The organism is Rhodococcus mengyinensis, assembly GCF_048381435.1.
GTDB lineage: Bacteria > Actinomycetota > Actinomycetes > Mycobacteriales > Mycobacteriaceae > Rhodococcus_F > Rhodococcus_F opacus_D.
This window is the reverse complement of record NZ_JBLWIT010000143.1, coordinates 1-13,324: the sequence shown is the minus strand read 5'-3', so window position 1 is coordinate 13,324 and position 13,324 is coordinate 1. Positions and strand designations below refer to the sequence as shown.

The following is a 13,324-nucleotide window of genomic DNA, read 5'->3' as shown; positions in this document are numbered from 1 at the left end:
GCGGTCTGCAGACCGACCATGCCCGCGGCGAGGCGGTGGTCGTCCGGGATGGTGCCCCAGCCCATCAGCGTCGGCACCACCGGAACGTCCAGCAGTTCCGCCAGTTCCACGAGCAGATCCGCGGCGTCGGCGTTGACGATGCCGCCGCCGGCGACGATCAGCGGGCGGTCGGCGGCCCCCAGCATGTCGAGGGCCTTCTCCGCCTGCGCCCGGGTCGCCGCCGGTTTGTACACGGGCAGCGGCTGGTAGGTGTCCGGGTCGAACTCGATCTCCGCCAGTTGCACGTCGATCGGCAGGTCGATGAGAACCGGTCCGGGCCTGCCGGACCGCATCAGGTGAAATGCCTGCGCGAACGCACCCGGAACCTGGGCGGGCTCGAGCACCGTCATCGCCATCTTGGTGACCGGACCCGCGATCGCGGCGATGTCGACGGCCTGGAAGTCTTCCTTGTGCAGGCGCGCGACCGGGGCCTGCCCGGTGATCGCGAGGATCGGGATCGAGTCCGCCATCGCCGAGTACAGGCCGGTGATCATGTCGGTCCCGGCCGGCCCGGACGTCCCGATGCAGATACCGATGTTTCCGGCCTTGGCGCGGGTGTACCCCTCGGCCATGTGGGATGCGCCCTCGACGTGGCGGGCGAGGACGTGCTTGATCCCGCCGTGGTCACGCATTGCTGCGTAGAACGGGTTGATCGCCGCACCGGGGAGGCCGAAGGCCTGGGTGGCACCTTCGAGTTCCAGAATCTTGACCGCTGCGTCAGCGGCGCGCATACGAGGCATATCAGTTCTCCATCGAGGATTACGAGTTGAAGCGGGTCACTGGGAGGGGCGGCCGGACAGCCGCTCCACTCCGCGCAGCAGGCCCGAATGATCCAGGCCACCATCACCGTTCGCGCGGGCGGAGGCCATCAGCTGGGCGAGGACCGCGCCGAGGGGTGTCACGACGCCGGCCTCACGGGCAGCGCTGGTCACGATGCCGAGGTCCTTGTGGTGCAGGTCGATGCGGAATCCGGGTTCGAACGACCGGTCCAGCATCTTCTGCGCCTTCTGGTTCAGGACGGCCGATCCGGCGAGCCCGCCGCCGAGTACCTCCACGGCGGCCGCGGTGTCGACACCGTAGGCCTCGAGGAAGATGATCGCCTCCGCGAGGAGCTGGATGTTACCGGCCACGATCAGCTGGTTCGCTGCCTTCACCGTCTGTCCGGAGCCGTTCGGGCCCACGTGGACCACGGTCTTCCCGACGACGTCGAGGATCGGGCGGGCCGACTCGAAGTCTTCCGGGGCGCCGCCGACCATGATCGACAGTGCGGCGTTGACCGCCCCGGCCTCGCCACCCGACACCGGGGCGTCGATCAGCCGGAATCCACGCTCGGCCGCCTGCGCGGCGAGTGCGGTGGTGACGTCGGGCCGGATGCTGGAGAAGTCGATGATCAGCGCGCCTGCCGGGGCGTGCTCGAAGACTCCGTCCTCACCGGCGAGTACCGCCTGTACGTCGGGCGAGTCCGGGACCATCACGGCCACGACGTCGGCGCCGGCAACGGCCTTGGCGATGGAGTCCGCTGCGGTGCCGCCGGCCTCGACCAGTGCCGCGGTGCGGTCCGGTACGAGGTTGTATCCGACCACCTGATGGCCGGCCTTGGCCAGGTTGCAGGCCATGGGGCTGCCCATGATGCCGAGTCCGATGAATGCAATGGTGCTCATGAGGTCTCCTCGAAGTCGTCGTTCGTTGGGGGGGAAGGTGTCAGGCCTCGACGCGCCGCGCGCCGCGCAGCTCACGGGTCAGCCAGTCGAAGGTGTCCGGTCGGGTGGCTTTGTACTCGAGCCCGACATAACCGGCGTAGCCGTGTCCGGCGAGCCTCTTCAGGTAGCCGTCGATGTCGAGGGTTCCGGTGCCGGGTTCTCCGCGACCGGGTGCGTCCGCGATCTGCACGTGCCCGATGCGGTCCGCGTACGTGTCGATCGCGGCGCCGACGTCGTCGCCGTTGACCTCGAGGTGGTAGAGGTCCGCGAGGAGCCGCAGCGTGTCGACGCCGTGCTCGCTGCGTACGCGGTCGATGACCGCGACCGCGTCGGCGGCCGTTTTGAGCGGGTAGGCCGGCGCCCCGCTAACCGGCTCGATCAGTACGACCGCACCGATCTTCTCTGCCGCCTGCCCGGCGTACGCCAGGTTCTCGGCGGCGATCGCGTCTTGCCGGTCCACCTCGACCGTGTCGAGCCGGTTGCCGTAGAGAGCATTGAATGCTCTGGTGCCCAACGATTCTGCGATACCGATCGCGACGTCGACATTATCGCGGAAGGCGGAGACCTGTCCCGGGTCGGACAGGATTCCCCGGTCGCCGGCGGGCATGTCGCCTGCGGCGAAGTTCAGACCGGTCAGCTGCACGCCGGCGCCGCGGATCGCACGAACGAAGGAGTCGACCTCATCGTCGGCGGGGACGGGCGTGGCGAAGGGCCACCAGAATTCGACGGCGTCGAATCCGGCATCCCGGGCAGCCTGCGGTCGCTCGAGCATGGGGATATCGGTCAGCAGGATCGAGCAATTGACGGTGTAAGCAGGGTTAACCATCCGGGAAACGTTCCTTTCAGGGGGATGCGGGGTGAGGTTGTCGTGGTGATGGAAGTTCGGCGCGCTGGTCCGCCACTGCCCAGACAGCTGAGCGCTTCTCTGGCAAACCAAAGCCGGAAAGCTGAAGAGTCCTCTACATGTATTCCGTAATGTGGAAGAAATTTTCCGTTGTGTGATTTGAGTGAACTTGGCCGCCGGGCATCTGTCAAGCCCTCGCGTCGACCGCGGAGCGCCGCAGCCCGATTGGCGGACGCCGCGGGACGGGCTGTCCGCGATGCACGCCGACGGCGGCGGGTGCGCCGAGAGTGCACTGTCGCGGCGCCTCGGCCGAATCCCGGAACGGCTGCGTTGCAGGCGAATCGTGGTCGGGGTGATCGACCTTCGAAGTCGCCCGGTGGGGCGGAGCGCGAGGTATTGACAATGAGGGTGATCCCTGCCACTCTCGTAATGCGAAAGTATATTCTCGAAGAACGGAAACTGGGCGGATGGCGGCGTCAAATCTTCGCCGGCATTCTCAGAGATGGCTCTCGATGAGATCGAGGTTCGATTGATGGCACGCAAGCGCGCCGGTGCTCCCGAGCTCGTGCAGACAGAGCCGGTCTCGCTGCAGCAGCGAACGCACCGCACACCTGCCGACTACCTGCCGGCGGTCTGTCACCGCCAGCCCCCTGAGACGGCGCTCCATTCCGGCAATGCCCCGCCCCGAAAGTAACCGGTCCAAGACGACATGCGCCCTCCGGGCCGACTGGCACCACATTGATCAAGGAGATCCGATGACTGTGATAGATGAGCGACTGGGTGACCTGCACGCTCGGATTCCCAACGCGTCCATCATCACCGACCCCGATGTGACCGAGAGCTACCGGCGGGACTGGGCACGCGACCCCGACGCCGGCCGGCCGCTGGCGGTCGTGCGCGCCACGTCCACCGAGGACGTCCAAGCGGTGATGCGGTGGGCGACGGTGCACAACATCCCCGTCGTTCCGCGCGGCGCAGGATCGGGTCTGTCCGGAGGGGCGACCGCCGTCGACGGCGGAATCGTCCTGACGACGGAACTGATGCGCAACATCGAGGTCAACCCGGTGACGCGGACCGCCGTTGTGCAGCCCGGGCTGATCAACGTCGAGGTCAAGCGGGCAGTAGCCGAGCACGGACTGTGGTACCCGCCGGACCCCTCGTCGTTCGAGATGTGCTCGATCGGTGGCAACGCGGCCACCAACGCCGGCGGATTGTGTTGCGTGAAGTACGGCGTGACCACCGACTACATCCTCGGCCTCCAGGTCGTCCTGGCCGACGGCACCGTCGTCCGACTCGGCGGCCCACGCCTGAAGGATTCGGCAGGTCTGTCGCTGACCAAGCTGTTCGTGGGCAGCGAAGGCACCCTCGGTATCATCACCGAGATCACCGTCCGCCTCATTCCCGCCCAGGCGCCGGCCAGCACCGTGGTCGGATCGTTCGCCACCGTGCAGGACGCGACGAACGCGATCTTGGACATCACCAGGGTGATGCGTCCGGCCATGCTCGAATTCATGGACCGCGCCTCCATCGGCGCCGTCGAGGCTGGCATGAACATGGGCCTCGACCTGACCGCGCACGGCATGCTGATCGCCCAGTCCGACTCGCCCGGCGAGGACCGCGCCAGGGAAACCGAATTCATGGCCAAGGTGTTCAGCGACAATAACGCCTCCGACGTGTTTACCACCGACGACCCGAAAGAGGGCGAAGCCTTCACCGCGGCACGACGGTTCGCCATCCCTGCCGTCGAACGTCTGGGCAACCTGCTCCTCGAAGACGTCGGGGTCCCGCTGCCCGCACTGCCCGCGCTGATTCAGGGCATCGAAGACATCTCAGCCCGGCGCGAGGTCCTCGTGGCGGTCATCGCCCATGCCGGCGACGGCAACACCCACCCGCTGATCGTGCACGACCCTGCCAACGAGGACGAGACCGCACGCGCGAACATCGCCTTCGGCGAGATCATGGACCTGGCGATCTCCCTCGGCGGCACCATCACCGGCGAGCACGGCGTCGGCCGGCTGAAGAAGGCGTGGCTGCCCAACCAGGTCGGCGAGGACGTCATGGAGTTGACCCGTCGCATCAAGTCCGCGCTGGACCCGCAGCACATCCTGAACCCGGGAGCTGTGATCTGATGTTTCGGCCCGACTATGCCCCGGTGAGGGGCGTGCTCACCTGCAGCTATAGCCGCTGCGGTCCGCCTGTCCGGGTTCCGGCCATTGGGCGGCCGGGGGTGAGGGGCACCGGATCGGACATATCCGTGCATTCACTGTTCGGTTCACTGCGGGCCAAGACTGCGCACGCCGCCGGGCCGGACGCGAATCTACTTGCCACGGCGAACTCCTCGGGTGGTGTGATCGGCGAGATGCTCTCCTCGCAAACCCTGGCGATCGCCGCGGCCGCGGCGGGCCTCCAGGGCAAGGAAGGCGGCCCCTTCCACAGTGCGCTCGGGTGGAGCCTGCTGCCGCTGCTGCTGATATGCATCCCGGTGTACCTACAGGCGACTCCGGTGCTGAGCTGGATGGTGGTCTGAGATGCCCCGTCATGTCGTCGTCGCTCCCGACAAGTTCAAGGGGTCGATCTCTGCGGCCGATGCCGCCGCGGAAATCAGCCGAGGACTCCAGCGGCGCGATCCGACGATCCGGACGATCGAGTGCCCGATCGCGGACGGCGGCGAGGGGACACTCGCCGCCGCTCTGGCGGCCGGCTTCGAGAGGATCCCCGTCGCTGCGCCCGGGCCGACCGGCGAGCGGACGCTGACTGCCTACGCACGGAAAGGGCAGCTCGCGGTAATCGAAATGGCAGACATCTCTGGCTTGCACCGACTGCCCGCCGGGGTACTGCGTCCGATGACCGCGTCGAGCCGTGGTCTCGGCACAGTCGTCGCCCGCGCCCTCGACGACGGATGCCGAGAGATCGTGCTCGGTATCGGTGGCAGCGCCTGCACCGACGGCGGGGCCGGATTCCTGCGTGCGCTCGGCGCCGAGGTCGTCAACGCTCACGGGAGCCCGATCCGGGACGGAGGCGGCGCCCTGTCTCAGGCCACGATGCTCGATGTTTCCTGGTTGCACCCAGGACTCGGAGACGCGAAGATCACCCTCGCCAGCGATGTGGACAACCCACTGTGCGGGCCCACTGGTGCCGCCGCGGTCTACGGACCCCAGAAAGGCGCCACTCCCACACAAGTCGCCGAACTCGATGCGGCACTGGCACATTGGGCCGACCGCGTCGCAGCGGCCACCGGTCGCGACGCCCGAGACAGCCCCGGGGCAGGGGCGGCCGGGGGAGTGGGATTCGCTGCGTTGACCGTTCTGCAAGCGGAGTTCCGCTCCGGAATCGACCTCATCTTGGAGCTGGTGGGCATCGATCAGCACCTCGACGGCGCGTGCGCGGTCATCACCGGTGAGGGCTCTCTCGATCACCAGTCCTTGCACGGCAAAGCCCCGATCGGGGTGCGCCTGCATGCCACCGCTCGCGACGTTCCGACCTACGCCATTGTCGGGGTGTCGCGGCTTTCCCCGGAAGAGGAGGCGGCTTCTCAGTTCGCCGCCATCTATTCCCTACAGGATCGTGAACCCGACGTCACACGTTCGATGGCGGGGGCTGCCGATCTGATCGCTTCGGCCGCCGAAGAACTGGCCGCCGAACATCTGCTCGCGGTCGATCGATCCTGAGAAGAACGTGCGGGGCTCCTCACGAACCGATCTTCTGAGTAACCCCGCACATTCACCACACCAGATCTGAACCTCAGCCCCGGCACCTGATTCGGCAAGTTCCGGCAACCGCCCATCGCAGAATCCAGTGTCCCTGCACCCCTGTGTGGAGACTTGCCTCGAACCCAAGTCTCCACACAGGTTCCAGTCAACGATCCTCGTATTCGTGGACTCCGCCCGCGACCCTGCGGTCAACCGCCGGACTACACAAGAGGAAGGTCATGCTTCGCGAACAAAACCCCACAGCTCCCGCGCACTCACCCAACGAGTGGGAGTGGCGACAACACGCCAGATGCCGCTACTTCGACGCCGACCTCTTCTTCGACCCCGCCGACGACTCCACCGACGAACACGCCGCGAAAGCGATCTGCAACCACTGTCCCGTCCTCGCCCACTGTCGTGACTACGCCGTAGATGCCGAAGAGCCCCACGGGATCTGGGGCGGACTATCGCCCACAGAGCGAAAGAGGCAGAGGTGGTTCAACAGATTCAAGAACACTCCAACGGTTCCGGAGCAACGTTGTTCCTGAACGCCCCACCGCTTCACCTCGCATAACGATGGTCTCGAACCAGGGGTGGGCAGTCGATCCGACCGTGATCAGAACCAGTGCGGCCAATGCCACCAACGCCCACGCGAACAAGAACGGGTAACCCACAGGGCTGGGGTACTGCTGGGTAAGCACTGCGAGCGTCGCCGGCCCTCCGAACTCGACGTATTCAGCGAACAGAAGACCGTCGTCGGTTCTGCGAGATCATCAGGTGACGCGATGGGGCGGAGACCAGCGCCATTTCGTAGCCGCACCCGCGCACCGCCGCGGCAGCAACGGTGAGCGACTCGAATCCGGCGTCATGATTGTTGCGGTCCCGGAGTGGACCCCCGATCCGGCGGGAAGCCCCTTACCGACTGCTGTACATGACTTGTCACCGCTCCCGATCTCGGAAAGGTTCGGATCCATGCCGTCGTTCTCGCCCGCCCTGTCCGGAACGCGCACCCGGCGGTCGTCCGTCCTCGCGGTCGGGGCCACGTCGTTCGCGTTTCTCGTCACGATGATGGGAACGACACTGCCCACCCCGCTCTACTCCATCTATGCGCAGGAGCTGGCGTTCAGCGCCCTCACCGTTACCATCCTGTTCGCCGTGTACGCGGTCGGGGTCGTGGTCGCGCTCGCCCTGTTCGGGCGGTTGTCCGACGACGTCGGTCGGCGCCCGGTGCTGTTCGTCGCGGTCGCCCTCGCCGCGGTCAGTGCCGTGCTGTTCCTGCTGCCGTCGACGCTTCCGGTGTTCGTGGTGGCCCGCGTGATCTCCGGACTGTCCGCGGGTCTCATGACCGGCACGGGCACGGCCGCGGTGATCGACCTGTTCCCACCTGAGCGCAAGGCGGTCGGCGGAATGCTCGCGGTCGCGGTGAACACCGGCGGCCTCGGATTGGGCACGCTCAGCGCAGGGGTGATCGCCGACGTCACGTCGAGTCCGCTGACCATTCCCTATGTGGTGAACCTCGTGCTCGCCGTCCTGGCAGGCGCCGGGCTGTGGATCTTCGCAGTCGCACCGGCCACCAGTCCGACGTGGCGGATCCGACCCCGCCGACTGCAGGTTCCCTCCTCGATCCGCGGCGCGTTCGTCACCGCCGTGCTCGCCGCCGGAACAGCGTTCGCGGTGACCGGCGTGCTGACCGCGGTGTCGGCGTTGTTCCTGACGGAATATCTGGGGTCGAGCAGCCACACGAAGGCAGGCCTCGTCGTGTTCCTGACGTTCCTGTTCATGGCGGTCGGGCAGCTGCTGGCCCGTCGGCTGTCGACGGCCACCGCGATGCTCGTCGGGTGCCTCGGATTGATCCCCGCCGCCGCGCTGCTGGCACTCGCACTGGCGTGCACCGTCCTCGCGCCGCTGCTCGCGTCCGCGGTGGTGCTCGGCGTCGCCGGGGGCCTGTGCCTCAATGCGTCGCTCGCCTCCACCGTCGAACGGGTCGAACAGCAGTTCCGCGGCGGGGTGTCCTCGGCGTTCTTCGCGGGGATCTACGTGATGCTGGCCGTCCCCGCGGTCGGTGTGGGTGTGCTCGCACGCTTCACGGACCTTCGCACCGCCGGGATCGTCTTCAGTGGCCTGGTCGCCGCGCTGGGGGCCGGGGTGGCCGTGGCCCAGTTGGTGGCGCGCAGACGGACCTGAGCGGCGTCAGTCAGCCCCGCGGTCTGGTGGTGACGGGCGGGATGGTGATCACCGGGCACGGGTTCGTGGTGGTGGTGACTGCCGGCAGTGTCGGCTCCGCGGGTGCCGCCGTCGGCGGGGCCGCGATCCGGGGCACGGTCTGCTCGGTCGTCGTGATGACGGGAGGCCGGGTGACGGGTGTGGTGACCGGGGCCAGGCTGATCGTCGGGGGAGGCGCGGTCACCGCACTGCACAACTGAGGCGTTACGGGCTACTTCGATGCGCCGCGGTTTCGCTCTTTCGGCGACCGGCAGAATCACGCTGAGGACACCGTTGTCGTAGCTCGCCGAAATGCGGTCGAACGTCGATGTCTCTCCGAGCGACACCTGGCTGGGACGCACACTCGATCTCAGGTAGGGGACTCGGGTAGTTGCCGGCGCACTATCGCCTCGCAGTCAGATGATGAACCTCACGCATATGGCTGCGAAGCAGGGTGTCGAACTCCTCGACATTCCCGTGCTCGACGAAACTCGCAAGTTGGGCATGATCGGCGATGATTCGGTCGATCTGCATCGGATCCCGGCCGACCGAACATGCCGTCATACGTCGCTGCCGGTCTCGAAGACCCACGTAGAACGCCGCGAGCAAGGGGTTGGCGCCGTATCGCACCACCACCGAATGGAAATCGGCGTCCTCCGCGGTGAATGCTGCACTGCCGGCGGACGCGGCAAGGTCGCGCTGACGGTTCACGCTGGCGCGCATCTCCGCCGCGGCAGCCTCGCGACGCCCCGTATCGGATCTGAACGCGCACAGGCTGCCGGTCTCCACCAGCAGCCGGGCCGCAACGATGTGCTCGGCCTCGCCGTCCGCGATCGGAACGATCAATGCCCCGCGCTTCGGATACAACTTCATCCATCCCTCGGCTTCGAGCCGAAGAAATGCTTCACGAACCGGTGTCCGGCTCGTGCCCACTCGCGTGGCGATGTCGCCTTCGCTGATCAGCTCACCGCCGGGGAGTTCAGCCGACAGGATGAGTTCCTTGACTGTCGCGTAGACCAGGTCGGACGACGACGGAATCTTAGACACAACTTGTATCTAAACAAGAATTCGGCTTAGTGGCAAGAGAAGACGCGCCCCACTACTCGAGGACGCCCGTGTTGGTGCTTCCCTTTTCCGGAGGGTGAAGCCGGTAGTCGCGGCCTTCCGGGTTCGGTTGTGCCGAGGGGCCTACTTGGTGGTGCCGAATCGTTGGTAGGCGGCCTGTCGGGTGGTGTCGAGGGCGAGGCCGATGGCGGCCCCCGCGTCGCCGTCTTCGCGGGCGGCGGTGACGGCGGCGTGGAGTTCAGCTTCGGCGTCGGCGAGGTGTTTGCGGGCGGCGATGATCCGTCGCAGATTCTTCGCGTCTCGGGCTTCGGTGGTGCTCGGGTCGAGTTGGTCGAGGCCGGTGGGGTCGGTGTCGATGCGTTTGATGGTCTTCATGTGTGTCACCTCAGGTAGTCGTAGAACTTCGCACGGAGGCGGTCTGGTGGTCCAGGCGGTGAACACCTGGACCACCACAAGCGGCCGGCGAAGGGTGCCCCGCGTGCCGAGCGGAACCAAGGGCAATTCCGCGTAGTTCGCTCGTGCTAACCGGCCAGCCCTGTATGAAATGCGGACTCGGTCACTCATGCCAGCAGGCGATTTCGGCGCGCGAGGGTGACCCCTATCCCCTCTGCCGCCGCGCGAACGGACGCGGCGTGGGTGTCCGGCCGGAAGCGGTGCGAGGGACCGGTCACACTGATCGCGGCGACGACGTCGTCGCCCTCGCGGACGGGTGCGGCCACGCACACGATACCGGTGGCCGATTCCTCGTACTCGAAACCGACGCCCTCGGTGGCGATCCGGTCGAGCTGAGTGCGCAACGGGCCGGGTAGGACGATGGTGCGCGGGGTGTGGCGGGGAAGCGAACCGGACAGCACTTTCTCCCGCAATGTGTTGTCGCCGTATGCCAGCAGCACTTTTCCTATCGCGGTGCAGTGCACCGGCATCCGGCCGCCGATTCTCGACGGTGCGGTCGCTTGCCGGTGCCCCCCGATCTTCGAGAGGTACACCACCTCCGTGCCGTCGAGGACCCCCAGGTGCACCGTCTCGTGGGTGCGCACATAGAGATCCTCCATGAAGGGGATCGCCACCTCGAGCAGGCTCCGCTCGACCGACGCCCGCATGCCCAGTTCGAAGAGGTCGCCGCCGAGCCGGTAGTTGGTGCCGCTCCGGTCCAACAGCCGCACAGCCGCCATGTCGGACAGGACCCGGTGCAGGGTTCCTTTGGGAATAGACGTGCGTCGCGCCAACTCGGCCAGAGGGAGAGTGGCGTCGTCGACGGTGAAGGCGTGCAGCACCGCCATCACCTTGCCCAGGACTGTTGTTTGGTCGAACTCTCGATCTGACACTGCAGATGCCACCTCCGCTCTCTTCTAGCGGCAGGATCCACAATACTGCGTCGCGTTCGGCTCAGTGGAACGCTGTGCTTGGTGATCGATCGCCCCGCGACGACAGTGAATCCCAATCGTTCCTCTCCAACCACGACAATCTCGGGAAGTCAGATGAGCACACCTAATAGCACAAGCCTGCCGCCCGTCACCGTGGCTAATCGTGTGGCCGCCGCTGAGCGGTTGAGCACCGCCGCGCACACCCGGACGCCCTGCGCTCCGGTTCGAGACCTGATTGGCTCCGATGACGTAGAGGCTGCATATGCTGTGCAGGAGCGGATCGTGGCAGACCGGGTCGCCGGCGGAGCGACGGTGGTGGGACGCAAAATTGGGCTGACCTCGCCGGCGGTCCAGCAGCAGCTCGGCGTCGACCAACCGGACTTCGGGGTGCTGTTCGACGACATGCGCTGCCAGGAGGTCGGCCCGATTCCGCTGTCTCGGCTGCTGCAGCCGAAGGTGGAGGCGGAGATCGCGTTCGTCCTCGGCCGCGATCTGGTGGACGGGCCGCTCGACGACGCCCAGATTCGCGCCGCTGTGGACTACGCGGTGGCCGCCCTCGAGATCGTCGACAGCCGAATCGCCGGGTGGGACATCACCTTCGGAGACACGGTCGCCGACAACGGGTCGAGTGGGCTGTTCGTCCTCGGCGCCGATCGTCGCACCCTCGACTCCTTCGACCCGGTCGCCGCGCAGATGCAGATGTTCATCGACGATACCGAGGTGTCGACCGGAACCGGCACCGCCTGCCTCGGTGACCCGTTGCGAGCGCTGGCCTGGCTCGCGCGCACGGCACGCGAGTTCGGCCAACCACTGCTGGCCGGACAGGTGATCTTGTCCGGGGCCCTCGGGCCGATGGCGGTCATCGGCACCGCCGGCACCGTCCGCGCCGACATCACCGGTCTCGGATCGGTCACCGCGACCTTCATCCAGGAGTGAGCACCATGAGCGAGAACACCCGTAAGGTCACCGTCGCGGTGATCGGATCCGGCAACATAGGGACCGACCTGATGATCAAGGTGATCCGCCACTCCGACGTCCTGCAGATGGGCGCGATGGTGGGTATCGACCCCGACTCCGACGGGCTCGCCCGCGCCCGCCGCCTCGGCGTCCCCACCACCTCAGATGGCGTCCAGGGCCTGCTTCAGCTGCCGAACTTCGACGACATCGACGTGATCTTCGACGCCACCTCCGCCAAGGCACACGCCGCCAACGCCGCCCTGCTCGAACCGCTCGGCAAACGGCTGATCGATCTCACCCCGGCCGCCCTCGGGCCGTTCGTGGTGCCGGCGGTCAACCTCGACGAACACCGGGACGCCACCAACGTCAACATGGTCACCTGCGGTGGTCAGGCCACCATCCCGATCGTCGCCGCCGTCTCCCGCGTGACACCGGTCGCCTACGCCGAAATCGTCGCCTCCATCGCCTCGAAGTCCGCGGGCCCGGGCACCCGCGCGAACATCGACGAGTTCACCGAAACCACCTCCCACGCCATCGAAACCGTCGGCGGCGCCCGCCGCGGCAAGGCCATCATCATCCTCAACCCGGCCGACCCGCCGCTGATCATGCGCGATACCGTCCTGTGCCTGATCTCGGCCCCCGACCCGGCCACCCACGACAAGGTGCGCGACTCGATCCAGACCATGGTCGACCATGTCGCGACGTACGTGCCCGGCTACCGACTCAAGCAGCAGGTCCAGATCACCCCCGTCCCGGACGGCCAACCCGTCCACACCCTGCTCGCCTCCGGGGACACGGCGGCCCCCACCCACCAGGTGACGGTGTTCCTCGAAGTCGAAGGCGCCGCCCACTACCTTCCGGCCTACGCCGGAAACCTCGACATCATGACCTCGGCCGCAGTGCGCTACGCCGAGTCTGTCGCCGACACGATCGCCGCGCCGACGGCAACCCAGGGAGCCACCCGATGACCACCAGGCTGTTCATCCAAGACGTCACCCTCCGCGACGGCATGCACGCCGTCCGCCACCGCATCACCCCCGACGACGTCGGCCGCATCGTGGCCGCGCTCGACGCCGCCGGTGTCGACGGCATCGAGGTCGCTCACGGCGACGGACTCGCCGGCGGATCGCTGAACTACGGTCCCGGCTCCAACACCGACTGGGAATGGATCGAAGCAGCCGCCGCCAACCTCACCCACGCCCGGCTGACCACCCTGCTGCTGCCCGGCATCGGCACCATCGCCGAACTCGAACACGCCTACCAACTGGGCGTGCGGTCGATCCGGATCGCGACCCACTGCACCGAAGCCGACGTCGCCGCCCAGCACATCGGCAAAGCCCGGGAACTCGGCATGGACGTCTCCGGCTTCCTCATGATGAGCCACATGACCACCGCACCCGAGCTCGCCGCCCAGGCCAAGCTCATGGAGTCCTACGGCGCGCACTGCGTCTACGTCACCGACTC

At 67.0% G+C, this 13,324-nt stretch carries 14 protein-coding genes and 1 pseudogene; 9 read left to right on the top strand and 6 right to left on the bottom strand.

The window, feature by feature from the left end:
- The 3 genes from ACNJ7E_RS36355 to ACNJ7E_RS36345 form a co-directional block, all read right to left on the bottom strand.
- A partial coding sequence (locus ACNJ7E_RS36355; RefSeq protein ID WP_418342141.1) for a thiamine pyrophosphate-binding protein occupies nucleotides 1–779 on the bottom strand: 779 nt, incomplete at its 3' end.
- A gap of 36 nt (nucleotides 780–815) precedes the next feature.
- Nucleotides 816–1,700: a 2-hydroxy-3-oxopropionate reductase gene (locus ACNJ7E_RS36350; protein WP_418342140.1), complete on the bottom strand. Its 885-nt coding sequence runs from the start codon at nucleotides 1,698–1,700 to the stop codon at nucleotides 816–818.
- Nucleotides 1,701–1,740: 40 nt separating this feature from the next.
- Nucleotides 1,741–2,565, bottom strand: a complete 825-nt coding sequence (locus ACNJ7E_RS36345) for a hydroxypyruvate isomerase family protein (RefSeq protein WP_418342139.1) — start codon at nucleotides 2,563–2,565, stop codon at nucleotides 1,741–1,743.
- A gap of 773 nt (nucleotides 2,566–3,338) precedes the next feature.
- Between ACNJ7E_RS36345 and ACNJ7E_RS36340 the strand changes: the two genes are divergently transcribed.
- From ACNJ7E_RS36340 to ACNJ7E_RS36315, 6 genes are all read left to right on the top strand, one after another.
- A complete protein-coding gene (locus tag ACNJ7E_RS36340) occupies nucleotides 3,339–4,712 on the top strand; it encodes an FAD-binding oxidoreductase (RefSeq protein WP_007300029.1) in 1,374 nt (457 codons plus the stop codon).
- The gene (locus ACNJ7E_RS36335; RefSeq protein ID WP_418342138.1) at nucleotides 4,712–5,110 is read left to right on the top strand and encodes an L-lactate permease; all 399 of its coding nucleotides are present in this window, start codon (nucleotides 4,712–4,714) and stop codon (nucleotides 5,108–5,110) included. The genes ACNJ7E_RS36340 and ACNJ7E_RS36335 overlap by 1 nt, the downstream gene beginning before the upstream one ends.
- 1 nt (nucleotide 5,111) lies before the next feature.
- Nucleotides 5,112–6,251 carry a glycerate kinase gene (locus ACNJ7E_RS36330; RefSeq protein ID WP_418342137.1) on the top strand — a complete coding sequence of 380 codons (1,140 nt, stop codon included), beginning with the start codon at nucleotides 5,112–5,114 and terminating at the stop codon, nucleotides 6,249–6,251.
- 260 nt (nucleotides 6,252–6,511) lie between these two features.
- Entirely contained in the window at nucleotides 6,512–6,820 is a 309-nt protein-coding gene (locus tag ACNJ7E_RS36325; RefSeq protein ID WP_418342136.1) for a WhiB family transcriptional regulator, read from the top strand.
- 424 nt (nucleotides 6,821–7,244) lie between these two features.
- On the top strand, nucleotides 7,245–8,456 hold the full coding sequence (locus tag ACNJ7E_RS36320) for an MFS transporter (RefSeq protein ID WP_418342135.1): 1,212 nt from the start codon (nucleotides 7,245–7,247) through the stop codon (nucleotides 8,454–8,456).
- 41 nt (nucleotides 8,457–8,497) lie between these two features.
- Nucleotides 8,498–8,695 (top strand): hypothetical protein, encoded by a 198-nt coding sequence (locus ACNJ7E_RS36315; protein ID WP_418342134.1) that lies wholly within the window; start codon nucleotides 8,498–8,500, stop codon nucleotides 8,693–8,695.
- Nucleotides 8,696–8,876: 181 nt separating this feature from the next.
- Here ACNJ7E_RS36315 and ACNJ7E_RS36310 read toward each other — a convergent pair whose 3' ends face one another.
- From ACNJ7E_RS36310 to ACNJ7E_RS36300, 3 genes are all read right to left on the bottom strand, one after another.
- Nucleotides 8,877–9,521 (bottom strand): GntR family transcriptional regulator, encoded by a 645-nt coding sequence (locus tag ACNJ7E_RS36310; protein ID WP_418342133.1) that lies wholly within the window; start codon nucleotides 9,519–9,521, stop codon nucleotides 8,877–8,879.
- 141 nt (nucleotides 9,522–9,662) lie between these two features.
- Nucleotides 9,663–9,914, bottom strand: coding sequence for a hypothetical protein (locus tag ACNJ7E_RS36305; protein ID WP_418342132.1), 252 nt, complete (start codon nucleotides 9,912–9,914; stop codon nucleotides 9,663–9,665).
- 185 nt (nucleotides 9,915–10,099) lie between these two features.
- Complete coding sequence (locus ACNJ7E_RS36300; protein WP_418342131.1) at nucleotides 10,100–10,864, bottom strand: IclR family transcriptional regulator; 765 nt, start codon at nucleotides 10,862–10,864, stop codon at nucleotides 10,100–10,102.
- Between the two features lie 153 nt (nucleotides 10,865–11,017).
- Between ACNJ7E_RS36300 and ACNJ7E_RS36295 the strand changes: the two genes are divergently transcribed.
- From ACNJ7E_RS36295 to ACNJ7E_RS36285, 3 genes and pseudogenes are all read left to right on the top strand, one after another.
- Nucleotides 11,018–11,839 carry a 2-keto-4-pentenoate hydratase gene (locus tag ACNJ7E_RS36295; RefSeq protein WP_418342130.1) on the top strand — a complete coding sequence of 274 codons (822 nt, stop codon included), beginning with the start codon at nucleotides 11,018–11,020 and terminating at the stop codon, nucleotides 11,837–11,839.
- A gap of 5 nt (nucleotides 11,840–11,844) precedes the next feature.
- Nucleotides 11,845–12,828: an acetaldehyde dehydrogenase (acetylating) gene (locus tag ACNJ7E_RS36290; protein WP_418342129.1), complete on the top strand. Its 984-nt coding sequence runs from the start codon at nucleotides 11,845–11,847 to the stop codon at nucleotides 12,826–12,828.
- Nucleotides 12,825–13,324, top strand: a pseudogene (locus tag ACNJ7E_RS36285) (4-hydroxy-2-oxovalerate aldolase); the annotation flags it as partial. The gene ACNJ7E_RS36290 and the pseudogene ACNJ7E_RS36285, both read left to right, overlap by 4 nt.

Bases quoted from the DNA above. Each gene is read 5' to 3' on its own strand.
- ACNJ7E_RS36350 (WP_418342140.1), bottom strand. From the start codon at position 1,700: ATGAGCACCATTGCATTCATCGGACTCGGCATCATGGGCAGCCCCATG.
- ACNJ7E_RS36345 (WP_418342139.1), bottom strand. From the start codon at position 2,565: ATGGTTAACCCTGCTTACACCGTCAATTGCTCGATCCTGCTGACCGAT.
- ACNJ7E_RS36340 (WP_007300029.1), top strand. From the start codon at position 3,339: ATGACTGTGATAGATGAGCGACTGGGTGACCTGCACGCTCGGATTCCC.
- ACNJ7E_RS36335 (WP_418342138.1), top strand. From the start codon at position 4,712: ATGTTTCGGCCCGACTATGCCCCGGTGAGGGGCGTGCTCACCTGCAGC.
- ACNJ7E_RS36330 (WP_418342137.1), top strand. From the start codon at position 5,112: ATGCCCCGTCATGTCGTCGTCGCTCCCGACAAGTTCAAGGGGTCGATC.
- ACNJ7E_RS36325 (WP_418342136.1), top strand. From the start codon at position 6,512: ATGCTTCGCGAACAAAACCCCACAGCTCCCGCGCACTCACCCAACGAG.
- ACNJ7E_RS36320 (WP_418342135.1), top strand. From the start codon at position 7,245: ATGCCGTCGTTCTCGCCCGCCCTGTCCGGAACGCGCACCCGGCGGTCG.
- ACNJ7E_RS36315 (WP_418342134.1), top strand. From the start codon at position 8,498: ATGGTGATCACCGGGCACGGGTTCGTGGTGGTGGTGACTGCCGGCAGT.
- ACNJ7E_RS36305 (WP_418342132.1), bottom strand. From the start codon at position 9,914: ATGAAGACCATCAAACGCATCGACACCGACCCCACCGGCCTCGACCAA.
- ACNJ7E_RS36295 (WP_418342130.1), top strand. From the start codon at position 11,018: ATGAGCACACCTAATAGCACAAGCCTGCCGCCCGTCACCGTGGCTAAT.
- ACNJ7E_RS36290 (WP_418342129.1), top strand. From the start codon at position 11,845: ATGAGCGAGAACACCCGTAAGGTCACCGTCGCGGTGATCGGATCCGGC.